This window comes from Pseudomonas sp. RU47, assembly GCF_004011755.1.
In the GTDB taxonomy this organism is placed as follows: domain Bacteria; phylum Pseudomonadota; class Gammaproteobacteria; order Pseudomonadales; family Pseudomonadaceae; genus Aquipseudomonas.
In genome coordinates this window covers 6,299,965-6,321,519 of the sequence record NZ_CP022411.1, presented here as the reverse complement: position 1 = coordinate 6,321,519, position 21,555 = coordinate 6,299,965, and the positions used below count along the sequence as shown (strand labels likewise).

22 protein-coding genes are annotated in these 21,555 nt (G+C 59.7%); 15 read left to right on the top strand and 7 right to left on the bottom strand.

Features of this window, described 5'->3' with window-relative positions:
- Positions 1–83: 83 nt before the first annotated feature.
- On the bottom strand, positions 84–662 hold the full coding sequence (locus CCX46_RS29025; protein ID WP_127930158.1) for a DUF6436 domain-containing protein: 579 nt from the start codon (positions 660–662) through the stop codon (positions 84–86).
- Between the two features lie 99 nt (positions 663–761).
- On the opposite strand from CCX46_RS29025, the gene CCX46_RS29020 reads away from it, so the two are divergent.
- A complete protein-coding gene (locus CCX46_RS29020) occupies positions 762–1,709 on the top strand; it encodes an alpha/beta hydrolase (protein WP_127930157.1) in 948 nt (315 codons plus the stop codon).
- A 131-nt stretch (positions 1,710–1,840) separates the two neighbouring features.
- On the opposite strand, the gene CCX46_RS29015 is transcribed toward CCX46_RS29020, so the two are convergent.
- Positions 1,841–2,572: a DUF2059 domain-containing protein gene (locus tag CCX46_RS29015; protein ID WP_122604472.1), complete on the bottom strand. Its 732-nt coding sequence runs from the start codon at positions 2,570–2,572 to the stop codon at positions 1,841–1,843.
- Positions 2,573–2,680: 108 nt separating this feature from the next.
- On the opposite strand from CCX46_RS29015, the gene CCX46_RS29010 reads away from it, so the two are divergent.
- Positions 2,681–3,313: a 2OG-Fe(II) oxygenase gene (locus tag CCX46_RS29010; protein ID WP_127930156.1), complete on the top strand. Its 633-nt coding sequence runs from the start codon at positions 2,681–2,683 to the stop codon at positions 3,311–3,313.
- 1 nt (position 3,314) lies between these two features.
- On the top strand, positions 3,315–3,800 hold the full coding sequence (locus tag CCX46_RS29005; RefSeq protein WP_127930155.1) for a DUF523 domain-containing protein: 486 nt from the start codon (positions 3,315–3,317) through the stop codon (positions 3,798–3,800).
- Between the two features lie 283 nt (positions 3,801–4,083).
- Here the strand turns inward: CCX46_RS29005 and CCX46_RS29000 are convergent, their stop codons facing one another.
- Complete coding sequence (locus CCX46_RS29000; RefSeq protein WP_127930154.1) at positions 4,084–4,647, bottom strand: transporter substrate-binding domain-containing protein; 564 nt, start codon at positions 4,645–4,647, stop codon at positions 4,084–4,086.
- A 135-nt stretch (positions 4,648–4,782) separates the two neighbouring features.
- On the opposite strand from CCX46_RS29000, the gene CCX46_RS28995 reads away from it, so the two are divergent.
- A complete protein-coding gene (locus tag CCX46_RS28995) occupies positions 4,783–5,208 on the top strand; it encodes a DUF4399 domain-containing protein (RefSeq protein WP_127930153.1) in 426 nt (141 codons plus the stop codon).
- 119 nt (positions 5,209–5,327) lie between these two features.
- Here CCX46_RS28995 and serA read toward each other — a convergent pair whose 3' ends face one another.
- A complete protein-coding gene (gene serA, locus CCX46_RS28990) occupies positions 5,328–6,557 on the bottom strand; it encodes a phosphoglycerate dehydrogenase (RefSeq protein WP_095121592.1) in 1,230 nt (409 codons plus the stop codon).
- A 204-nt stretch (positions 6,558–6,761) separates the two neighbouring features.
- Between serA and CCX46_RS28980 the strand changes: the two genes are divergently transcribed.
- From CCX46_RS28980 to CCX46_RS28960, 4 genes are all read left to right on the top strand, one after another.
- Positions 6,762–8,156, top strand: a complete 1,395-nt coding sequence (locus tag CCX46_RS28980) for an FAD-binding oxidoreductase (protein ID WP_095121590.1) — start codon at positions 6,762–6,764, stop codon at positions 8,154–8,156.
- A 41-nt stretch (positions 8,157–8,197) separates the two neighbouring features.
- Positions 8,198–8,863 (top strand): fumarylacetoacetate hydrolase family protein, encoded by a 666-nt coding sequence (locus CCX46_RS28975; protein ID WP_127930152.1) that lies wholly within the window; start codon positions 8,198–8,200, stop codon positions 8,861–8,863.
- A gap of 260 nt (positions 8,864–9,123) precedes the next feature.
- Positions 9,124–10,044, top strand: a complete 921-nt coding sequence (locus tag CCX46_RS28965) for an SdiA-regulated domain-containing protein (protein WP_127930151.1) — start codon at positions 9,124–9,126, stop codon at positions 10,042–10,044.
- 120 nt (positions 10,045–10,164) lie between these two features.
- Positions 10,165–11,082: an SdiA-regulated domain-containing protein gene (locus CCX46_RS28960; RefSeq protein WP_127930150.1), complete on the top strand. Its 918-nt coding sequence runs from the start codon at positions 10,165–10,167 to the stop codon at positions 11,080–11,082.
- 148 nt (positions 11,083–11,230) lie between these two features.
- Here CCX46_RS28960 and rpiA read toward each other — a convergent pair whose 3' ends face one another.
- Positions 11,231–11,905: a ribose-5-phosphate isomerase RpiA gene (gene rpiA, locus CCX46_RS28955; RefSeq protein WP_007913886.1), complete on the bottom strand. Its 675-nt coding sequence runs from the start codon at positions 11,903–11,905 to the stop codon at positions 11,231–11,233.
- Between the two features lie 147 nt (positions 11,906–12,052).
- Here rpiA and ilvA point away from each other — a divergent pair, with 147 nt between their 5' ends.
- Together ilvA and CCX46_RS28945 are read left to right on the top strand one after the other, a co-directional pair.
- Positions 12,053–13,567, top strand: coding sequence for a threonine ammonia-lyase, biosynthetic (gene ilvA / locus CCX46_RS28950; RefSeq protein WP_123593571.1), 1,515 nt, complete (start codon positions 12,053–12,055; stop codon positions 13,565–13,567).
- 40 nt (positions 13,568–13,607) lie between these two features.
- A complete protein-coding gene (locus CCX46_RS28945) occupies positions 13,608–14,021 on the top strand; it encodes a DUF2269 family protein (RefSeq protein WP_127930149.1) in 414 nt (137 codons plus the stop codon).
- Positions 14,022–14,126: 105 nt separating this feature from the next.
- On the opposite strand, the gene CCX46_RS28940 is transcribed toward CCX46_RS28945, so the two are convergent.
- A complete protein-coding gene (locus CCX46_RS28940) occupies positions 14,127–14,783 on the bottom strand; it encodes a histidinol-phosphatase (RefSeq protein ID WP_053124792.1) in 657 nt (218 codons plus the stop codon).
- Positions 14,784–14,926: 143 nt separating this feature from the next.
- Here CCX46_RS28940 and CCX46_RS28935 point away from each other — a divergent pair, with 143 nt between their 5' ends.
- Entirely contained in the window at positions 14,927–15,406 is a 480-nt protein-coding gene (locus tag CCX46_RS28935) for an RNA pyrophosphohydrolase (protein WP_003229203.1), read from the top strand.
- Between the two features lie 22 nt (positions 15,407–15,428).
- A complete protein-coding gene (gene ptsP / locus CCX46_RS28930) occupies positions 15,429–17,708 on the top strand; it encodes a phosphoenolpyruvate--protein phosphotransferase (protein ID WP_127930148.1) in 2,280 nt (759 codons plus the stop codon).
- 235 nt (positions 17,709–17,943) lie between these two features.
- Here ptsP and CCX46_RS28925 read toward each other — a convergent pair whose 3' ends face one another.
- Positions 17,944–18,690 (bottom strand): NRDE family protein, encoded by a 747-nt coding sequence (locus CCX46_RS28925; RefSeq protein ID WP_127930147.1) that lies wholly within the window; start codon positions 18,688–18,690, stop codon positions 17,944–17,946.
- Between the two features lie 132 nt (positions 18,691–18,822).
- Here CCX46_RS28925 and CCX46_RS28920 point away from each other — a divergent pair, with 132 nt between their 5' ends.
- The 3 genes from CCX46_RS28920 to CCX46_RS28910 all read left to right on the top strand — a co-directional run bounded on the left by CCX46_RS28920 (position 18,823) and on the right by CCX46_RS28910 (position 21,522).
- Positions 18,823–19,605, top strand: a complete 783-nt coding sequence (locus CCX46_RS28920; RefSeq protein WP_034153705.1) for a sulfite exporter TauE/SafE family protein — start codon at positions 18,823–18,825, stop codon at positions 19,603–19,605.
- Positions 19,606–19,684: 79 nt separating this feature from the next.
- Entirely contained in the window at positions 19,685–20,500 is an 816-nt protein-coding gene (gene lgt, locus CCX46_RS28915) for a prolipoprotein diacylglyceryl transferase (RefSeq protein ID WP_007913003.1), read from the top strand.
- A gap of 50 nt (positions 20,501–20,550) precedes the next feature.
- On the top strand, positions 20,551–21,522 hold the full coding sequence (locus CCX46_RS28910; RefSeq protein WP_127930146.1) for a thymidylate synthase: 972 nt from the start codon (positions 20,551–20,553) through the stop codon (positions 21,520–21,522).
- Positions 21,523–21,555: the final 33 nt, after the last annotated feature.

The following is a 21,555-nucleotide window of genomic DNA, read 5'->3' as shown; positions in this document are numbered from 1 at the left end:
GGGATTGCCGCCCGTCGGGCTGCAAACAATTAGCACAGACCTTCTGTGCCGTGCAGCGCTGTCCTTGAAAAGTCCGGAATGCCTTACTGCTTCTCCACAGACCACGGGCAGTAACAACCGACCGCCAGCGTGTGCGTGGCATTGACCGGGCGATCTTCTGTCAGGGCATTCAAAATCGGTTCGATAAAACTGTTGCTGGAGTTGCAGGTCAGGCCTTCGCTGTACGGTCCGAAATACGCCAGTTTGCCGCTACGGTCCCAGATCGCCACGGCCGGGCTGGCGGGCACCTGTTCGGAACCGGGCAATATCGTGATGGTTTTCAGGCTGCTGAGGGTCGCGGGCAGTTGACCGTGGCTGCCAGCCTTTTGCACGGCGAAGAACTCCACGCCTTTGGCGCCGAACTGTTCGACCATCTCGGTCAGGTGCTGTTGATTGCCGACATTGCACGGGCAGGCCGGGTCCCAGAAATGCACCAGGCGGATCTTGCCGGGGCCGGCGAGATTGTCCGGCAGACGCAGCGGATCACCGGAAAACACCGCCGTGTGTTCGCTGAAAGCACGCAGATAACGCCCCTGAAACCAGTCGTACGCCGCCCACAGCACCCCGGCGCAGATCAGCGCGAGCAGGCTGGCAAACAGTGCGGTGCGGTAGGGCGAACGCATGGTTTTCGTTCCAGAAGAGGTGGGCTAGCTTGCCATGCTTGCTCCGACAGATGAATATCGCAGGCCGATAAAGTCTGTTTACCGCTTTGGAATTCCCGCATGCCTGCCACTTTCGACCCCGATCAGATTCGCGCCAGCCTCAAGCCTTTGGCCGAGTGGCAGCCATTGTCGGACGAGGCCAAGGCCTATCAGCGTTTCTACCAAACCGACTTTCCCGAGCGGGATGTCTGGCGTGGCATGGGCCGTTTCGAGGTCGATGGCTATGAAGTGGTCAGCCATTGCTGGTGGCCGGAGAAGGTCAAGGCGACGCTGTTTCTGCTGCACGGCTACTACGATCACACCGGGCTGTATCGGCATGTGATCAAGTGGGCGCTGGATCAGGATTTTGCGGTGATCGCCTGCGACTTGCCGGGCCATGGCTTGTCAAGCGGGCCGCGCGCGAGCATTCGCGATTTCTCCGAGTACCAGGATGTCCTGCAAGCGTTGTTCGCCGAGGCGCAGTCGATCGCGTTGCCGCAGCCGTGGCATTTGTGCGGGCAGAGCACCGGCGGGGCGATTGTGGTCGATCATCTGCTCAATCACGGCGAAAACAGCCCGGCGCAAGGCCAGGTGATTTTGATGGCGCCGCTGGTGCGGCCGCGGGCATGGGGCTGGTCGCAGTTGAGTTATTACCTGCTCAGGCCTTTCGTTCGGGGTGTCGCTCGACGCTTCAGCGAGAACTCCAATGATCCGGATTTCCTGCCGTTTCTGCAGGCAGATCCGTTGCAGCCACGGCGCTTGCCGACGAAATGGGTGGGGGCGTTGTCGCGTTGGATCATTCGCGTCGAGCACGCGAAAAAAAGTCCGCGGCGGCCATTGATCATTCAGGGGCAGGCGGACATGACGGTCGACTGGCAGCACAATCTGCAGGTGATGAAGTGGAAGTTCGACCGGCCGCAGATCTTGCTGCTGGCCGAGGCGCGGCATCATCTGGCGAATGAGACGGTGGAGATGCGTGAGGAGTATTTCGAATTCTTGAGCAAGCGGATCAGGGGCCGGAATCTTTAGCGTCTTTGAGGGCCTCTTCGCGAGCAGGCTCGCTCCCACAGGGGATTTTGGATGTTCACAATTTTGTGTTCGCTGAAGATCCATTGTGGGAGCGAGCCTGCTCGCGAAGGCGGCCGGTCAGGCGCTAAAGATCATTGCCCGACAGCCAACCCTGCGCGAATTGCCGCCAACGCCGCCTGGTAATACGCCTTACCCTCAGCCGACTCGGCAAACGTCGCGAACTCTTCCAGCTCTTCATCCGACAGATCGCGATAGACATAGAGCAGCGTGTTGTTCATGTCCGCACCAATCTGATCCATCAAACGCTGGCGCTGACCATTGAGCATGCCTTGCGCCTGACCGCCACCGAGCAGCCCCGGAATCATCGAACTCAGGCTGTCCGCCGCCACGCCGGCAATCGCCAGACTCACTTCGGCGCCAGCTTCACGCGCTGGCAGCGCCTGAGCGAGGTGGCCAATGATCAGCAGACGGCTGTCGCTGGCCTGCATCTTTGGCAAACCCTTGGCATTTTTCGCCAATTGATCGCGGCGCGTCGCGAGCAATTCGGCGGCGACGATTTTCTTGCCCAGCGGCGATTGAAAGAAGGTCAGCGCCGGTTTTGGATCAGCGAGCTTCTGCCGCAGTTGCGCTTCGGCACGTTGATCAACAGCCTGCGGGGCAAAGCGCTGATTGCTGTTGTTCACCAGCGCCTGAAATACGGCGGGCGGCAGGCTGTTCTGATAGCGCTGCTGTGCGGCCGTCAGGGCATCGTTGAAATGCGCACGTTGATCTGGCCAGCCGGCGACCTTGTACAACTGATCGTGGCCGTCCGCCCAGGCGGGCAACACGCAGAACATCAACAGTGAAAAAAGCAAACGGCGCATAGGGACTCCTGTCAGCAGCCGACTATTCTCCGTGCGGTGCCGGTACTTGTCGAGAATTCGTAGCAAGCCGCCGCGTGGCTCTGTCGGATTTCTTGCCGCCGACATACTATGCGCGCCATGCAAATATCCTCTGAACACCCACTGCTGTTACGCATTGTCGATGACCTGGCCGAACACGGCTGGTCGCAGCAGAACATATTCCTGCCCGCCGGTTTGACCCGCGAGCTGGCGGCCGAGTGCCGTAAACGTGAGGCCGAAGGTGAACTGGCGCCGGCGGCGGTGGGCCGTGGGCCGTTTTCAGAGATACGCGAGGGGATTCGTGGCGACCACATCCAGTGGATCGATCCCGGTCAGGCTGAGGCCAGCGACCGTTATCTAAACCTGATGGAGAGCCTGCGCGAGGCGCTCAACCGTGGCTTGTTTCTCGGTCTTGAGGATTTCGAATGTCACTTCGCGCTGTATCCGCCGGGTGCGTTTTATCGCCGACATGTCGACCGCTTTCGCGATGATGACAAGCGCATGGTGTCGGTGGTGGTCTATCTCAATGACGCGTGGCTGCCGGAGGACGGTGGTCAGTTACGCATGTATCTGAACGATGAGCGCGTGCACGACGTGCAGCCTACTGGCGGGTGTCTGGTGGTGTTTCTCTCCGGCGAAGTGCCTCATGAAGTGCTGCCGGCGCACCGCGAGCGCTTGTCGCTGACCGGTTGGTTCCGTCGCCGTGGCAACGAGCCGTTCTGAGATGGACAGGATTCTGGTCAGTCGCTGCCTGCTGGGGCATCGCGTACGTTATGACGGCGGTGCGAGCGGGCCGTTTGATCTGCTGGAGCAGTGGATTGCCGAAGGGCGGGTGGTGCCGTTGTGTCCGGAGGTTGCAGGCGGTTTGCCGACGCCACGGGCAGCAGCGGAGATTCCGGGCGGGCAGGGTGGTGAAGTGCTGGATGGTGTTGCGGCGGTGATCACCACTGAGGATGAGGATGTCAGCGCGCAGTTTCTGGAGGGTGCGCGGCAGGCGCTGGAGTTGGTGCAGAAGCACGGGATTCGCGTGGCGGTGCTGAAGGCCAACAGTCCATCTTGTGGGAATCTGCTGACGTATGACGGGACGTTCAGTGGCGTCAAAGTCAATGGCGAAGGGGTGACGGCCGCGTTGCTCAAGCGCCATGGTGTGCAGGTTTTCAGTGAACTGGAATTGCCGCAGGCCGCGCTGGCACTGGCTGCTTTGGACTGATCCTGAATCGTTACCCTCACCCCAGCCCTCTCCCGGAGGGAGAGGGGGCCGACCGAAGTGTCTGGCGCTATTCATCGACCTGAAAGACCTTGTTGACTATGGATTCGAGACAGCCATGACTGATCGATTACGTCGACAAAGCCATGAACGATCGACTATGGATTCGACAAAGCCATTTTCAGTCGATTTCGGATTCGGTATACCCATTTCAGGTCGGCGTATTCCTTCAGCATCCCCCAATCAGTCCCCTCTCCCTCGGGGAGAGGGCTAGGGTGAGGGGCTTTTAAGGCTTCAACCACTTCTCGGTCAGCGCTGCCAAACGCCCATCCGCCTTGATCCGCTCCATCGCGCTCGCAAGACTGGCCTGAAACGCCGGATTACCCTTCTGAAACGGAATCGCCAAATCCACTGGCTCCGCCGCTTTCGGCTTCTCTTCAGTCAATGCCTGCACCAGCACCATCGGCCGTGGCGTCTCGTCTTTCTTCGCCAGCAACTGCCCATCGACCTTGCCGTAAGGCTCGCTGAAGTCGAAACGATCCTTGAGTTCGGGTGTCAGTGCTATGTGGTTAAGCGCAACGTCGTATTTGCCGCTTTCAACGCCCTGGAGCAGGTCGGCCTCGTCGGTGACGATGAAATCGGCGCGTACATCCAGCTCCCGGGCGAGCAGTTGCCCAAGCTCGACCTCGAACCCCGTGAGTGTGTCGCCTTCCTTGAAATTGAAGGGCGGTGTATTAGCCTCAAGGGCAATGCGCAGCTCGCCACGGTCGTTGACGTCATCAATCAGTTCGGCATGAGCCAAAGGGCTCAAAAGGGGTAGCAGGCAGATCAGGCCAGGCAGAAAACGCATGGTCACTCCTTTGAAATCATTATCGCGACGCTCTGAGTCAGGCTCGCTTTGCTATGGTTGTCGAGTGCCTTCGACAACGAATGGTCATGAAGTTGTCATGACCGTGCGGATTTTACGGAAAAACTGGAGAAGAAAATGAAAAGCTTTATGTCACGTGCAGCGTTCGCGGGTGTGCTGATGGGCGTTTCGGTGCTGGCCAGTGCGGCGACACCGGCCCCCAAAGGCGCCGAAGTGTTCATCGTTTCTCCCGCAGACGGGGCCACGGTTTCGCAGACCTTCACCGTCAAGTTCGGTACCAAGGACGTCGCACTGGCGCCGGCCGGTGACGTCACCAAGAACACCGGTCACCATCACCTGCTGATCGACGCCAAGGAAATTGTTCCTGCCGGTTCGGTCGTCCCTACCGATGCCAACCATATGCACTTCGGCAAGGCGCAGACCCAGGCTGAGATCAAGCTCGCCCCGGGCAAGCACACCTTGCAGCTGGAACTTGGCGACAGCGGTCACATGGCATTCGACCCGCCAATCGTCTCGAAGAAAATCACCATCAACGTGGAATAAAAAAGGGAGCCCTTTCGGGGCTCCCTTTTTTATCAGCGGCGAGTTGCAAGCTACGAGCTTCAAGCAAAAGCACAAGCGAACATCACTTGCCGCTTGTAGCTCGCGGCTTGTAGCTGTTCTTAGAAAAGAACCCGGCTACGGATAGTGCCGTTGACGTGCTGCAGCTTCTCTTGCGCCAGCTCCGAGTACTCGGCGTCGACGTCGATCACCACGTAGCCAACCTTCTCGTTGGTCTGCAGGAACTGACCGGAGATGTTGATGCCGTTTTCGGCGAAGACCTTGTTGATCTCGCTCATCACACCCGGGATGTTCTCGTGGATGTGCAGCAGACGGTGCTTGCCAGGGTGAGCCGGCAGGGCCACTTCCGGGAAGTTCACCGACGAAACGGACGTACCGTTGTCGCTGTACTTGACCAGTTTTTCTGCCACTTCCAGACCGATGTTGGCTTGCGCTTCGGCGGTCGAACCACCGATGTGCGGAGTCAGGATCACGTTGTCGAGGCCACGCAGCGGGCTTTCGAACTCTTCGTCGTTGGAGCGTGGCTCCACCGGGAATACATCGATGGCCGCGCCGATCAGGTGCTTGTCCTTGATCGCGTCCGCCAGGGCGTCCAGCTCGACCACGGTGCCGCGCGCCGCGTTGATCAGGATGCCGCCCTTTTTGATGGCGCGGATTTCCTTCTCGCCGATCATCCACTGGGTCGCAGCGGTTTCCGGAACGTGCAGGGTGACGATGTCGGACATGCCCAGCAGCTCGGTCAGGCTACCGATCTGAGTCGCGTTGCCCAGCGGCAGTTTGGTTACGGTGTCGTAGAAGTACACCTGCATGCCCAGGCCTTCAGCCAGAACCGACAGCTGCGTACCGATCGAGCCGTAGCCGACGATGCCGAGTTTCTTGCCACGGATCTCGAAGGAGTTGGCTGCGGACTTGATCCAGCCGCCACGGTGGCAGGAAGCGTTTTTCTCCGGGATGCCGCGCAGCAGCAGGATCGCTTCGGCCAGCACCAGCTCGGCAACGGAGCGGGTGTTGGAGTACGGCGCGTTGAACACGGCAATACCGCGCTCACGGGCAGCACTCAGGTCAACCTGGTTGGTGCCGATGCAGAAACAGCCGACCGCAACCAGCTTCTTCGCGTGATCGAAGATCTCTTCGGTCAGTTGGGTGCGCGAACGAATGCCGATGAAGTGAGCGTCAGCGATCTTTTCCTTGAGCTGGGCTTCCGGCAAGGAACCTGTCAGGTATTCGATGCTGGTGTAGCCCGCCGCCTTGAGGACGTCGACAGCCGATTGGTGGACGCCTTCGAGAAGAAGGAACTTGATCTTGCTCTTATCGAGAGAAGTCTTGCTCATCTGCGTAAACCTGTATCCCGGAGAAAAATGGCAGGAAATGGTCAACAGACGCTGACCCGGACGACAAGAAAGTCGTCTCCGCGGATCTGGCCTTGGGCACTGTCCTGCGGGGTCGATATGCTAGCATAGCCTCCCCGCTAAACACTCATTCCTGCGACGTGAAGCGTTCTCAGGATGACCATGAATTGTTCGAGAGTTCTGTCGATGACCAATCCTGCCCTGATTGAAGAACTGAAGACCCTGGTCGAGCCTGGCAAGGTCCTGACCGACGCCGACTCCCTGAATGCGTATGGTAAGGATTGGACCAAGCACTTCGCCCCGGCGCCAAGCGCTATCGTGTTTCCCAAGACCATCGAGCAGGTGCAGGCGGTGGTCCGTTGGGCCAACACGCACAAGGTGGCGCTGGTGCCATCGGGCGGGCGCACCGGGCTCTCTGCGGCTGCGGTAGCGGCCAACGGCGAAGTGGTCGTGTCGTTCGACTACATGAATCAGATTCTCGACGTGAACCTCACCGACCGCACCGCCGTTTGTCAGCCGGGCGTGGTCACCGAGCATTTGCAGAACGTCGCTGAAGAAAAGGGCCTGTACTACCCGGTCGACTTCGCTTCGGCAGGTTCCAGTCAGATTGGCGGGAATATCGGCACCAATGCCGGCGGGATCAAAGTGATTCGCTACGGCATGACCCGCAACTGGGTGGCCGGCATGAAAGTCGTCACCGGCAAGGGCGACGTGCTCGAACTGAACAAAGACCTGATCAAGAACGCCACCGGTTACGACTTGCGTCAGCTGTTCATCGGCGCTGAAGGCACCCTCGGTTTCGTCGTCGAAGCGACCATGCGTCTGGATCGTGCGCCGAAAAACCTCACCGCGATGGTCCTCGGCACCGCCGATTTCGACTCGATCATGCCGGTGCTGCACGCCTTCCAGGGCAAACTCGATCTGACCGCGTTCGAATTCTTCTCTGATAAAGCCTTGGCTAAAGTCATGGGCCGAGGCGACGTTCCGGCGCCATTCGAAACCGATTGCCCGTTCTACGCATTACTGGAATTTGAAGCGACCACCGAAGAAGTGGCCAACAGCGCACTGGAAACTTTCGAGCACTGCGTCGAGCAGGGCTGGGTGCTGGATGGCGTGATGAGCCAGAGCGAAACCCAGCTGCAGAACCTGTGGAAGCTGCGCGAATACATCTCCGAAACCATCTCGCACTGGACGCCGTACAAGAACGACATCTCGGTCACTGTGTCGAAAGTGCCAGCATTTCTAAAGGAAATTGACGCGATCGTCGGTGAACACTACCCGGATTTCGAAATCGTCTGGTTCGGCCACATCGGCGACGGCAACCTGCACTTGAACATCCTCAAGCCGGATAACCTGAGCAAGGACGAGTTCTTCGCCAAGTGCGCGACCGTCAACAAGTGGGTGTTTGAAACCGTCGAGAAGTACAACGGTTCGATCTCCGCCGAGCACGGCGTGGGCATGACCAAACGCGATTACTTGACCTACAGCCGCTCCCCGGTCGAGATCGAGTACATGAAAGCGGTGAAAGCGGTGTTCGACCCGAACGGCATCATGAACCCGGGCAAGATTTTCGCGGTTTGATCGACAATCTTTGATGAATCAATGAAGGCAGGAGTCGGTAAATGAGCTATCAGCACCAGTACGTCGACGGCACGCGCATCCACTTCCCGATCGGGAAAGTCGTGTGCATTGGCCGTAATTACGCCGAACACGCCAAGGAACTGGACAACCCGGTGCCTACCGAGCCGTTGCTGTTCATCAAGCCGGGCAGTTGCGTGGTCGAGCTGGAAGGCGGTTTCGCCATTCCGACCGAACGCGGTTCTGTGCACTACGAGGCGGAAATCGCTGTGTTGATCGGCAAGCCGTTGTCGACCAAACCGAGCCGTGAAGAAGTGCTCGATGCGATCTCCGGTTTCGCCCCGGCGCTGGACCTGACCCTGCGCGACAAGCAGGCGGAGCTGAAAGCCAAGGGCCTGCCGTGGGAAATCGCCAAGTCGTTCGACGGCGCGGCGGTGATTGCGCCGTTCGTGGTTGGCAGCACCTTTGCTGACCTGACCGACATAGGCATTCGCCTGACCATCAACGGCGAAGTGCGTCAGGACGGCAACAGCAGCGCGATGCTCAACCCTATCGTGCCGATGATCCAGCACATGGCCGGCTGCTTCTCGCTGCAGGCCGGTGACGTGATCCTCACCGGTACGCCGGTGGGTGTTGGCCCGCTGAGCGTGGGCGATGACATCGTCCTCGAACTGGTTGGCGCGAGCAGCTTCACCAGCAACGTGCGCTAACCGCCACGCCGCAAATCCCCTGTGGGAGCGAGCCTGCTCGCGAAGGCGCCAGGTCAGTCGACATCATCGTTGCCTGACACTCCGTCTTCGCGAGCAGGCTCGCTCCCACATTTGTGTGATCCACCTTGCAAGCGTGCAGGGCAATCCCGCCATTTGCCGTTTTTTTCACATCCTGTACGGATAATTCCTCTCATTCTGGCGTCTGAGCCGGCCTCTTTGTGCTATTACCCATAGCCTGAATTTTCGGAACGCGTCCCTCGATGTCATCTCAAACTCAGCTCAAACCCACCCGCCGTTCACGTTTCGCCCTGCGTTGGTATGTCTGGCTCTTGCTGGTGATTGCCGCCGCTTATGCCGTGGCGTTTGCCATGCATTGGGATGATCGCGGTGTGCTTTGGCTGCAGGAACGCTTCGAAAGCCAGACCGAGCAGAAGGAAAGTATCTGGCTGCCGGACTACCGGGTGGTGATCGATGCCAAGCCGTTGACCGGTATGGAGAAGGACGAGGCCTCGGATCTGGCGTACAACCCGCAGACCAAAACGCTCTTCTCGGTGATGGGCAAGAACCCGTTTCTCGCTGAACTCACTTTGCAGGGCGATGTACTGCGCAAGATGCCGCTGGTGGGCTGGAGCAATCCGGAAGGCCTGACCGTCATGGAAAATGGCCTGATGGCCATCGTCGATGAGCGCCAGCACATGCTGTCGATCGTCAAAGTCGATGCCGACACCCGCGAATTGCACATCGCCGACTTCCCGAAATACGATCTCGGCCCGTCGAAAGATCAGAACAAAGCCTTCGAAGCCATTACCTGGGATTCCCATAATCAGCAATTGCTGCTCGGTGAGGAGCGGCCACCGGCGCTGTTCACCTGGAAAAGCGATGGCAGCCAGACCCTCAAGGGCGACAAGCAAAAACTCGCCAGTGATGAACTGGATATTCGCAACCTCTCGGCCTTGGCGATTGACCCGCGCACCCAGCACACACTGGTGCTGTCCGCCGACTCACATCTGCTGCTGGAGCTGGACGAGAAGGGCGAGCAGGTAAGCTTCATGACCCTTCTCGGCGGTTTCAATGGCCTGAAAAACACCATTCCCCGCGCCGAAGGCGTGACCATGGATGAAGCGGGTACGCTGTACATGGTCAGCGAGCCGAACCTGTTCTATCGCTTCGAAAAACAGTAATAACTGTCCTCGCGGCAATTTCAGACAAGTCTGATTGTCCTGACAGGCAAGTGGCCATTAAGCTTCAGTTCAGACGGGCGTGATATTTCATCCGCCTGTTTTGATCCCGAGCTCATCCGAATGCGTCGACTTGCCCGTCCCAAACCCCTGATGATCATCCTGTCGGTGATTGCCCTGATCGCGTTGATCGCGATCGGCCAATACATGCGCCTGTTCGAGCGCGCCTGGTTTAACTTGCACACCCTGTGGCAACCGCAGAGTAGCGAGTCGATTGCGCTGGATCAGTATCGCGTCGAGATTGAAGCGCGGGTGATTGACGGGCTGGACGACGATGTCTCGGCGCTGACCTTCGATCCGGTGCGCAAAAGCCTGTTCACCGTGACCAACAAGAATTCCGAACTGGTCGAACTGTCGCTCGAAGGCCAGATCCTGCGGCGCATCGCCCTGATTGGTTTCGGCGATCCGGAAGCCGTCGAGTTCATCAGCGCCGACACCTACGTGATCACTGATGAGCGTCAGCAGCGGTTGATCAAGATTCACCTGGAAGCAGACACCACGTTCCTCGACGCAGATGATGCCGAGCAGATGACCCTTGGCGTGCATATGGCCAGCAACAAGGGTTTTGAAGGCCTGGCGTATGACTCGGTGGGCAAGCGCCTGTTTGTCGCGAAAGAACGCAACCCGATGCTGATCTACGAAGTGCACGGCTTTCCGCACTTCAATCCGGAGAAATCCTACGCGGTGCATGTGATCAACGACCCCAAGCGCGATGCCGGGATGTTCGTGCGCGATCTGTCGAGCCTGCAATACGACGAGCGCAGCGGCCATTTGTTGGCGCTGTCGGATGAGTCGAGATTGATTCTGGAACTGGATGTCGGTGGACGACCGTTGAGCACGATGTCCATCAGTGGCGGTCGGCAGGGTTTGAAGAAAACCGTGCCGCAGGCAGAAGGCATTGCCATGGATGATGACGGGGCGTTGTATCTGGTCAGTGAGCCGAACCTGTTTTACGTCTTCAAAAAACCAACGCCGAACTAACCAGCACCACAAAACCATTGTAGGAGTGAGCCTGCTCGCGATAGCGGTGTGTCAGTCGACATCAATATCAACTGATCCACCGCTATCGCGAGCAGGCTCACTCCTGCAGGGGTATTTCGTCTGCCCATTAATTTCGGGCAGTCTGGGATTACTCAGCCTTGAGGGTTTTCACGCCTTCGCTAGTGCCCAGCAACAACAGATCCGCCGGACGCGCCGCGAACAGGCCATTGGTCACCACGCCGACGATTGCATTGATCTGCGCTTCCAGCTCCACCGGGTTGGTGATCTGCAGGTTGAACACGTCGAGAATGATGTTGCCGTTGTCGGTCAGCACGCCTTCGCGGTACACCGGGTCGCCGCCCAGTTTCACCAGTTGGCGAGCGACATGGCTGCGCGCCATCGGGATCACTTCGACCGGCAGCGGGAACTCGCCCAGCACCGGTACCAATTTGCTGGCGTCGGCGATGCAGATGAAGGTCTTGGCCACAGCCGCGACGATCTTCTCGCGGGTCAGTGCGGCGCCGCCGCCCTTGATCAGGTTCAGGTGCGCATCGCTTTCGTCGGCGCCATCAACGTAGAACTCCAGGTCGCTGACGGTGTTCAGCTCATACACCGGAATTCCGTGGCCCTTGAGGCGCGCGGCGGTAGCTTCGGAACTGGCCACCGCGCCATCGAACGCGCCCTTGTGCTGGGCCAGGGCGTCGATGAAGCAGTTGGCGGTGGAGCCGGTGCCGACCCCGACAATGCTCTTGTCGTCGAGTTTCGGAAGGATGAAGTCGACGGCGGCCTGAGCCACTGCCTGTTTGAGTTGATCCTGGGTCATGCGGGCTCCGGAAGCGGGCAAGGTGAGAACGGAAAGGCCGGCATTATAGCCGCAAGCGCGGCTAAAACCTCTGGATTCGTGTGGTCGTGCGGGCAAAAGCCGGGTTAGACTCCTCGGTCCCGCTCAACCGCTCAGTGATGCTTTCCGATGCTCGAACAGTACGTCAAAAAGATCCTCACCTCGCGCGTTTATGACGTTGCCGTAGAAACCCCGCTGCAGAACGCTCGCCAGCTCTCCGAGCGGCTGGGCAACGACATTTGGCTCAAGCGCGAAGACTTGCAGCCAGTGTTCTCGTTCAAGATTCGCGGCGCCTACAACAAACTGACGCAACTGAGCGATGAAGAACGCGCCCGTGGCGTGGTCACCGCGTCGGCGGGCAACCATGCGCAGGGCCTGGCCCTGGCGGCGAAAGTGCTGGGCGTAAAAGCCACCATCGTCATGCCCAAGACCACCCCCGAGATCAAAGTCGAAGGCGTGCGTTCGCGCGGCGGCAAAGTGGTGCTGCACGGTGATTCGTTCCCGGAAGCCCTGGCCTACTCGCTGAAACTGGTCGATGAAAAAGGCTACGTTTACATCCATCCGTACGACGATCCGCACACCATTGCCGGGCAGGGCACCGTGGCGATGGAGATTCTGCGCCAGCACCCGCAGCCGCTGGACGCGATTTTTGTTCCGGTCGGCGGCGGCGGTCTGATCGCTGGCATCGCCGCGTACGTCAAATACCTGCGTCCGGACATCAAAGTCATCGGCGTCGAGCCGGACGATTCCAACTGCTTGCAAGCGGCGATGGCCGCCGGTGAGCGCGTGGTGCTGCCGACCGTGGGCATCTTCGCCGACGGCGTGGCGGTGGCACAGATCGGTCAGCACACCTTCGACATCTGCAAAGACTATGTCGATGAAGTGATCACTGTCAGCACCGACGAGATCTGCGCAGCAATTAAAGATATCTACGACGATACCCGCTCGATCACCGAACCTGCCGGTGCTTTAGGCGTGGCCGGGATCAAGAAATACGTCGAGTTGCGCGGCGTCAGTGGCCAGACTTTCGTGGCCATCGACTCCGGTGCCAACGTCAACTTCGACCGCCTGCGTCATGTTGCCGAGCGCGCCGAACTGGGTGAGGGTCGTGAAGCGATCATCGCCGTGACCATCCCGGAGAAGGCCGGCAGCTTCAAGGCGTTCTGCGAGGCCGTCGGCAAGCGCCAGATCACTGAATTCAATTACCGATACAACACCGGCAGCGAAGCGCACATTTTCGTCGGCGTGCAGACCCACCCGGACAACGACCCGCGCAGCGCACTGCTGGCGAGCCTGACCGAGCAGGGTTTCCCGGTCGTCGACCTGACCGACAACGAACTGGCCAAGCTGCACATCCGCCACATGGTCGGCGGGCACGCGGCGCACGTGATTGATGAAGTGGTGTTCCGCTTCGAGTTCCCGGAACGTCCGGGGGCGCTGTTCAACTTCCTTAATAAGCTCGGTGGGCGCTGGAACATTTCGATGTTCCATTACCGCAACCACGGCGCTGCCGATGGCCGTGTGGTCGCGGGCCTGCAAGTGCCGCACGACGAGCGTCATCTGGTGCCGGCGGCCCTTGAGGAAATCGGTTACCCGTACTGGGATGAAAGCGAGAACCCGGCCTATCAGCTGTTTCTTGGCTGAGCGGCTACGCTGATGGGCATGGCCCAAGGAAGAGAAATTCATGGAAACCCTGACCACCCTGAAAGTTCTTCACGTCGCGGCGACCGTGGTGATCCTCGCCAGCGGGTTGGGGCTCGCTGCTTTGACTTGGCGTAATCGCAGCGAAGGGCCGGCCAGCACGATGCAGCGCCCTTGGCTGTTTATCTGGTGCTTGATGCTGATCGCGATGCTCAGCATGCCCTTCACTGGCTGGTGGCTGGTGCATTTGATTGGCTGGCCGTTGGGGCAATTCTGGATTCTGGGTTCCAGCGTGATCTATGCCGTGGCCACGTTGAGTGCAGTGTGGCTGTTGGTGCGACTTAATCGGCTGTGGACTAGCGGGGTTGGCAACTGGAAATTCAATCTGGCGCTGGCGATTGTCAGCGGCATCGGGTTTCTCGCCATTGCGGCTTTGATGGGTGCCAAGCCTGTCTAGGGCTTCAGACCGTGTCGACCCCATTCGCGAGCAGGCTCGCTCCCACAGGGGATTTGTGAACGACACAGATCCAATGTGGGAGCGAGCCTGCTCGCGAAGGCATAATCAGCCGCGCAACGAAATCACCGGCCAGCCACGCTTCTCGGCCTCAGCCCGCAGATTCGGATCCGGATCGACAGCCACCGGATTCGCCACCTGCTCCAGCAACGGCAAATCATTCATCGAATCGCTATAGAAATAGCTGTCATCCAACGAATACCCGGTCTCTTCCAGCCAACGGTTCAGGCGGGTCACCTTGCCTTCGCGGAAGCAAGGAATATCAGTGCTGCGCCCGCTGTAACGGCCATCGACCATTTCACATTCAGTGGCAATCAGGGTTTCAACGCCCAGACGCACAGCAATCGGCGCGGTGACGAAGCGGTTGGTCGCGGTGATGATCACCAGTTTGTCGCCGGCGTCGCGGTGCTTTTTCAGCAGTTCCAGCGCCTGCGGCAACACGATCGGTTCGATGCAGTCGCGCATGTAATCGCTGTGCCATTGCTCGAGCACGGCCATGTCGGTGCGGCCGAGAATCTCAAGGCAGAAGTTCAGGTACGCGGCGTTATCCAGTTTGCCGGCCAGGTAATCCTGATAGAACTCGTCGTTGCGCGCTTTGTACGCAATCGGGTCGAGGAAGCCGCGTTCACACAGATAGTCGCCCCAGGCGTGATCGCTGTCGCCGCCCAGAAGGGTGTTGTCCAAATCGAAGAGTGCCAGGCGCATTGCAGTTACCCGCTGATAAGTCTGTAAAAAGGCGACAAGAATACGGTCTTTTCACAAGAGTGCACATAAGGTAGGAAGCTTCGTTGCCGCCTTATCAACCTTTGTGGAACAATGCGGCGACATGCGTTTGCGAGGTTGTTGCCGTGATCGACCCCGATGGTTTCCGCCCCAATGTCGGGATCATTCTGACGAATGACGCCGGCCAGGTGCTATGGGCTCGCCGTATCAATCAAGATGCCTGGCAGTTTCCGCAAGGGGGAATCAACCCTGAAGAGACGCCGGAAGACGCCTTGTACCGCGAGCTGAACGAAGAAGTTGGCCTGGAACGTGAAGATGTTGAAATACTGGCCTGTACTCGGGGCTGGTTGCGCTATCGTTTGCCGCAACGTCTGGTGCGTACGCACAGCCAACCGCTGTGCATCGGCCAGAAACAGAAATGGTTTCTCCTGCGCCTGATCTCCAACGAGCAGCGGGTGCGGATGGATTTGACCGGTAAACCGGAGTTCGATGGCTGGCGCTGGGTCAGCTATTGGTATCCGTTGGGCCAGGTGGTGACATTCAAGCGCGAGGTGTATCGCCGCGCCCTCAAAGAGCTTGCCCCGCGCCTTTTAGCGCGCGACTGACGACGGAGTTCGACCCCGAGCCATGCTCAATACGCTGCGCAAGATCGTCCAGGAAGTTAACTCCGCCAAGGATCTCAAGGCGGCGTTGGGGATTATTGTGTTGCGCGTCAAAGAGGCCATGGGCAGCCAGGTCTGCTCGGTCTACCTGCTTGATCCCGAGACCAACCGCTTCGTCCTGATGGCCACCGAGGGCTTGAACAAGCGCTCGATCGGCAAGGTCAGCATGGCACCCAACGAAGGTCTGGTCGGTCTGGTCGGCACGCGTGAAGAACCCCTGAACCTCGAAAACGCTTCGGTTCACCCGCGCTACCGCTACTTCGCCGAAACCGGTGAAGAGCGTTATGCCTCGTTCCTCGGCGCACCGATCATTCACCACCGCCGCGTCGTCGGCGTGTTGGTCATCCAGCAAAAAGAGCGCCGCCAGTTCGACGAAGGTGAAGAAGCTTTCCTCGTGACCATGAGCGCGCAGCTTGCCGGCGTTATCGCCCACGCCGAGGCCACAGGTTCCATCCGCGGTCTGGGCCGTCAGGGCAAAGGCATTCAGGAAGCCAAGTTCGTCGGCGTGCCGGGTTCGCCGGGTGCGGCGGTCGGTACCGCGGTGGTCATGCTGCCGCCGGCGGATCTGGACGTGGTGCCGGACAAGACCATCACCGACATCAACGCCGAGCTGGCACTGTTCAAAACCGCCATCGAAGGCGTGCGCGCCGACATGCGCGCGCTGTCCGCCAAGCTCGCGACCCAACTGCGCCCGGAAGAGCGCGCGCTGTTCGACGTTTACCTGATGATGCTCGACGATGCCTCGCTGGGCAGCGAAATCACCACCGTGATCAAGACCGGCCAGTGGGCCCAGGGCGCGCTGCGTCAGGTGGTCACGGAACACGTCAACCGTTTCGAACTGATGGACGACGCCTACCTGCGTGAGCGTGCCTCGGACGTCAAAGACCTCGGTCGCCGCCTGCTCGCCTATTTGCAGGAAGAGCGCCAGCAGAACCTGGTCTACCCGGAAAAGACCATTCTGGTCAGCGAAGAGCTGACGCCGGCGATGCTCGGCGAGGTGCCGGAAGGCACGCTGGTCGGTCTGGTTTCGGTACTCGGCTCGGGTAACTCCCACGTCGCGATTCTTGCCCGGGCCATGGGCATTCCGACGGTGATGGGTCTGGTCGACCTGCCGTACGCCAAGGTCGACGGCATCGAAATGATCGTCGACGGCACACGCGGCGAGGTCTACACCAACCCGAGCGAAGTGCTGCGCAAGCAGTTCGCCGAAGTCGTCGAAGAAGAGAAACAACTGGCGCTGGGCCTCGACACCCTGCGCGACCTGCCATGCGTGACCCTTGACGGCCACCGCATGCCGCTGTGGGTCAACACCGGTTTGCTCGCCGATGTGGCGCGGGCGCAGAAGCGTGGCGCCGAAGGTGTCGGCCTGTACCGCACCGAAGTGCCGTTCATGATCAACCAGCGCTTCCCGAGCGAGAAAGAACAACTGGCGATCTACCGCGAGCAGCTCGCCGCGTTCCACCCGCAACCGGTGACCATGCGCAGCCTCGACATCGGCGGTGACAAGTCGCTGTCGTACTTCCCGATCAAGGAAGACAACCCGTTCCTCGGCTGGCGCGGCATTCGCGTCACCCTCGATCACCCGGAAATCTTCCTGGTGCAGACCCGCGCAATGCTCAAGGCCAGCGAAGGCCTGAACAACCTGCGGATTCTGCTGCCGATGATCTCCGGCACCCACGAACTCGAAGAAGCTCTGCACCTGATCCACCGGGCCTGGGGCGAAGTGCGCGACGAAGGCACCGACGTGCCGATGCCGCCGATTGGCGTGATGATCGAGATTCCGGCGGCGGTTTATCAGACCAAGGAACTGGCGCGGATGGTCGATTTTCTGTCCGTCGGCTCCAACGACCTGACCCAGTATTTGCTGGCGGTCGACCGTAACAACCCGCGTGTGGCCGATCTTTACGATTACCTGCATCCGGCGGTGCTGCAAGCTTTGCAGACCGTGGTGCGCGATGCCCATGCCGAAGGCAAACCGGTGAGTATCTGCGGCGAGATGGCCGGTGATCCGGCGGCGGCGGTGCTGTTGATGGCGATGGGTTTCGACAGTTTGTCGATGAACGCCACCAACTTGCCGAAGGTGAAGTGGATGTTGCGTCAGGTCAATCTGAGCAAGGCCCAGGAGTTGTTGGCCGAGTTGATGACCATTGATAACCCGCAAGTGATCCACAGCTCGCTGCAATTGGCGCTGAAGAACCTTGGGTTGTCGAAGATGCATCCGCCGGCGGTGGTCAAAGCCCTCTGAAGATCAAAAGCCCCTCACCCTAACCCTCTCCCAGAGGGAGAGGGGACTGATTGGGGGATGCTGCAGAGGTACGCCGACCTGAAAGTGCTGTGTTGAATCCATAATCGACTCACACGGACAAGAAGGTGCTGTGTTGAATCCATAATCGACTCGGTCTTTCAGGTCGATGTATGGCTCAAGACACCTCGGTCGGCCCCCTCTCCCTTTGGGAGAGGGCTGGGGTGAGGGTCGGCTTTTAAGCTTTTATCTCCACCTCGCCCAAATGCCCGCCATACGGCCCAAAACTCCGCTCGACCATCCGCCGCGACCCATCCGCCTGCACCACCAGCGCCGTACTCGCCCGCGTCCCGTAACTCTGACTGGCAATAAACACACTCGACAGCAATGTTTCAGTGGCCAGACCCACCCCGGTATCCGGCAATTCAGCTTCCGGCGCGGTCTGGGCATCGCTTAGCAAATCGAGCAAGTTCTGCGGTTGCGGATCATCCAGCACCGCACTCAACCCAGCCTTGGCCTTGAGCAACTTCGGCCACGGCGTATCCAGCCCGGCATTGGATAACCCATAGACGCCCGATTCCAGCATCACCGGTTCCGACAACCGCGCATTGAAGTGCCAAAGCTCATGACTGTTGCCGAGCAACAGATTAAACCCGGCATATTCCGCCGAACGCCCGACCACATCGCTCAAATAATCATCAATCGACGCATCGCCGGTCAGAAACCGCGCCACCAGTTCCCCTCGTGACTTGCGCGCTGGCGCCTGCTGCGGATCGCGAATATTGGTCAACGCAGCAAAGCGGCCGTTGGCGCCAATCCCCAGCCAGGTGCCGCCGGCCTCAAGATCACGCCCGGCATGCACATGCGGCGCCTCCGGCCACTGCGCCAAGGGCAGGCTCGGCCGGGCGTAGAACTCGTCACGGTTGGCCGCGACGATCAGCGGCTGGGCATCGCCCGGGCGCCAGGCGAAAACAATCAGGCACATAAGGTGGTCCTTGTGTGTTTTTTGTCCACTGTACGCATCCGGCGTCCGTGCATCCATCGCCAGTGGAGCCAAAGGGTGTGCATCCGTTACCATGCCGCTCCGGTTTTGGGGATGCGGTCTGGGGAGACGGTCATGGAATTTCTGCTCTATCTGGCGCTGGGCGCCTGTGCGGGCGTGCTGGCCGGACTGTTTGGCGTCGGCGGCGGGATCATCATCGTCCCGGTGCTGGTGTTCAGTTTCACCTTGCAGGGCTTTGATCAGTCGATTCTCACCCATCTGGCGGTCGGCACGTCGCTGGCGACGATCATCTTCACCTCGGTCAACGCCGTGCGTGAGCATCATCGACGAGGCGCGGTGCGCTGGCCGATCTTCATGTGGATGGCCGTCGGCATTCTGCTCGGTGCAGGTTTCGGTGCGCTGACCGCTGAAGCGATTTCCGGCCCGCATCTGCAAAAGATCATCGGCGTGTTTGCCTTGATCATCTCGGTGCAACTGGCGCTGGACATCAAACCCAAGGCCAGCCGAACGGTGCCGGGTAAACTCGGTCTGACCGTGGCCGGCAGCATCATCGGTTGGGCCTCGGCGATTTTTGGTGTCGGTGGCGGCTCGTTGACCGTGCCGTTCCTGACCTGGCGCAGCGTGCCGATGCAGCAAGCGGTGGCAACGTCATCGGCCTGCGGTCTGCCGATTGCCTTGGTCAGTGCATTAAGTTTCATGATTCTGGGCTGGCACGATCCGTTGTTGCCGCCGCATAGTCTCGGTTTTGTGTATTTGCCGGCGTTGTTGGGCATTGCCCTGACCAGTATGGTTTTCGCCCGCATCGGCGCGCGTTTGGCGCATCGGTTGTCGCCACGCTTGCTGAAACGGCTGTTCGCCGCTTTGCTGTTCAGCGTGGGTGTGAGCTTCCTGCTTTAATCGCGTCGCAATCCTGGCTTAATCCTGAGGTGGCAGCGTCGCCCGGGAATTTTGGTTTCAACTCTAACGAGGAGTCGCAATGCTGCCTTACCCGCAGATCGACCCGGTGGCCCTGGCCATCGGTCCGCTGAAAATCCACTGGTACGGTCTGATGTACCTGATCGGCATCGGCGGTGCGTGGCTGCTGGCGTCGCGCCGGCTCAACCGTTTCGACCCGACCTGGACCAAGGAGAAACTCTCCGACATGGTCTTCTGGATGTCGATGGGCGTGATCGTCGGCGGGCGCCTGGGCTATGTGCTGTTCTACGATCTGAGCGCTTACCTGGCCAACCCGACGCTGATTTTCGAAGTGTGGAAGGGCGGCATGTCGTTCCACGGCGGTTTCATCGGCGTAATGCTGGCCGCGTTGTGGTTTGGCAAGCGCAACGGCAAGTCGTTCTTCCAGTTGATGGACTTCGTCGCACCAATGGTGCCGATCGGTCTGGGCGCCGGGCGCATCGGTAACTTCATCAACGCCGAATTGTGGGGCAAAGCCACCGACGTGCCATGGGCCATGGTCTTCCCGCCATTCAGCGATCCGGCGCAACTGCCGCGTCACCCGTCGCAGCTCTATCAGTTCGCGCTCGAAGGCGTGGCGCTGTTCCTGATTCTGTGGATTTTCTCGCGCAAACCGCGTCCGACCATGGCCGTATCGGGCATGTTCGCGCTGTTCTACGGCATCTTCCGTTTCATCGTCGAATTCGTCCGCGTACCGGATGCGCAGCTGGGCTATCTGGCCTGGAACTGGCTGACCATGGGCCAGGTACTCTGCGTGCCGATGATCGTCGGCGGGCTGTTCCTGATCTGGCTGGCCTATCGTCGCGCACCGGCAGCACCGCTCGCGCCGACGGCTTAAACTACGAACCCCGGCGCGCGACGCCGGGGCTCAAAGGACACAGGTAACTCATGAAGCAATATCTCGAACTGGTCTCGCACGTCATTCAGAACGGCAGCAAACAGGCCAACCGCACCGGCATCAACACCATCAGTTTCCCGGGTGCGATGCTGCGTTTCGATCTGCAGGAAGGTTTTCCGGCGATCACCACGCGCAAAATGGCCTTCAAATCGGCCATCGGCGAGATGTGCGGTTTTCTCCGTGGCGTGAACAACGCCGCTGAATTCCGTGCGCTGGGCTGCAAGGTCTGGGACCAGAACGCCAACGAAAACGCGCAGTGGCTGGCCAACCCGTTCCGTCAGGGCGACGACGACCTCGGCGAAATCTACGGCGTGCAATGGCGTAAATGGCCGGCGTACAAGCAGATCCCGCTGAGCAACACTGCGGCCATCGAACAAACCTTGAGCAACGGCTACAAGCAGATTGCTCAGGGCGAAGAAGACGGCCAGGCCTATGTGGTGCTGTACAAAGCCATCGACCAGGTGCGCCAGTGCGTCGACACGATCATCAACGATCCGGGTAGCCGCCGTATTCTGTTCCACGGCTGGAACGTTGCTCAGCTGGATGAAATGGCCCTGCCGCCGTGCCATCTGCTGTACCAGTTCCACCCGAATGTCGAGACCAAAGAGATTTCTCTGACCCTCTACATCCGCTCCAACGATCTGGGTCTGGGCACGCCGTTCAACCTCACCGAAGGCGCCGCGCTGCTGAGCCTGATCGGTCGCCTGACCGGCTACACGCCGCGTTGGTTCACCTATTTCATCGGTGATGCGCACGTCTACGAGAACCATCTGGACATGCTCAACGAACAGCTCAAGCGCGAGCCGTTTGCCATGCCGAAGCTGAAAATTTCGGATCGTGTGCCGGAGTTTGCCAAGACTGGCGTGTACCAGCCGGAATGGCTGGAGCTGGTCGAGCCGAGCGATTTCTCGCTGGAAGGTTATGAGCACCATGCGCCGATGACCGCGCCGATGGCGGTCTAAGCCATTGCACCAAACCCCTGTGGGAGCGAGCCT

Excerpts from the sequence above, each read along its gene's own strand:
- serA (WP_095121592.1), bottom strand. The coding sequence starts at position 6,557 with ATGAGCAAGACTTCTCTCGATAAGAGCAAGATCAAGTTCCTTCTTCTC.
- CCX46_RS28945 (WP_127930149.1), top strand. The coding sequence starts at position 13,608 with ATGGAAACCCTGACCACCCTGAAAGTTCTTCACGTCGCGGCGACCGTG.
- ptsP (WP_127930148.1), top strand. The coding sequence starts at position 15,429 with ATGCTCAATACGCTGCGCAAGATCGTCCAGGAAGTTAACTCCGCCAAG.
- CCX46_RS28995 (WP_127930153.1), top strand. The coding sequence starts at position 4,783 with ATGAAAAGCTTTATGTCACGTGCAGCGTTCGCGGGTGTGCTGATGGGC.
- CCX46_RS29025 (WP_127930158.1), bottom strand. The coding sequence starts at position 662 with ATGCGTTCGCCCTACCGCACCGCACTGTTTGCCAGCCTGCTCGCGCTG.
- CCX46_RS28940 (WP_053124792.1), bottom strand. The coding sequence starts at position 14,783 with ATGCGCCTGGCACTCTTCGATTTGGACAACACCCTTCTGGGCGGCGAC.
- CCX46_RS29005 (WP_127930155.1), top strand. The coding sequence starts at position 3,315 with ATGGACAGGATTCTGGTCAGTCGCTGCCTGCTGGGGCATCGCGTACGT.
- CCX46_RS28910 (WP_127930146.1), top strand. The coding sequence starts at position 20,551 with ATGAAGCAATATCTCGAACTGGTCTCGCACGTCATTCAGAACGGCAGC.
- CCX46_RS28975 (WP_127930152.1), top strand. The coding sequence starts at position 8,198 with ATGAGCTATCAGCACCAGTACGTCGACGGCACGCGCATCCACTTCCCG.
- lgt (WP_007913003.1), top strand. The coding sequence starts at position 19,685 with ATGCTGCCTTACCCGCAGATCGACCCGGTGGCCCTGGCCATCGGTCCG.
- CCX46_RS28960 (WP_127930150.1), top strand. The coding sequence starts at position 10,165 with ATGCGTCGACTTGCCCGTCCCAAACCCCTGATGATCATCCTGTCGGTG.
- CCX46_RS28980 (WP_095121590.1), top strand. The coding sequence starts at position 6,762 with ATGACCAATCCTGCCCTGATTGAAGAACTGAAGACCCTGGTCGAGCCT.
- CCX46_RS29000 (WP_127930154.1), bottom strand. The coding sequence starts at position 4,647 with ATGCGTTTTCTGCCTGGCCTGATCTGCCTGCTACCCCTTTTGAGCCCT.
- ilvA (WP_123593571.1), top strand. The coding sequence starts at position 12,053 with ATGCTCGAACAGTACGTCAAAAAGATCCTCACCTCGCGCGTTTATGAC.
- CCX46_RS28920 (WP_034153705.1), top strand. The coding sequence starts at position 18,823 with ATGGAATTTCTGCTCTATCTGGCGCTGGGCGCCTGTGCGGGCGTGCTG.
- rpiA (WP_007913886.1), bottom strand. The coding sequence starts at position 11,905 with ATGACCCAGGATCAACTCAAACAGGCAGTGGCTCAGGCCGCCGTCGAC.
- CCX46_RS29015 (WP_122604472.1), bottom strand. The coding sequence starts at position 2,572 with ATGCGCCGTTTGCTTTTTTCACTGTTGATGTTCTGCGTGTTGCCCGCC.
- CCX46_RS28965 (WP_127930151.1), top strand. The coding sequence starts at position 9,124 with ATGTCATCTCAAACTCAGCTCAAACCCACCCGCCGTTCACGTTTCGCC.
- CCX46_RS29010 (WP_127930156.1), top strand. The coding sequence starts at position 2,681 with ATGCGCGCCATGCAAATATCCTCTGAACACCCACTGCTGTTACGCATT.
- CCX46_RS29020 (WP_127930157.1), top strand. The coding sequence starts at position 762 with ATGCCTGCCACTTTCGACCCCGATCAGATTCGCGCCAGCCTCAAGCCT.
- CCX46_RS28925 (WP_127930147.1), bottom strand. The coding sequence starts at position 18,690 with ATGTGCCTGATTGTTTTCGCCTGGCGCCCGGGCGATGCCCAGCCGCTG.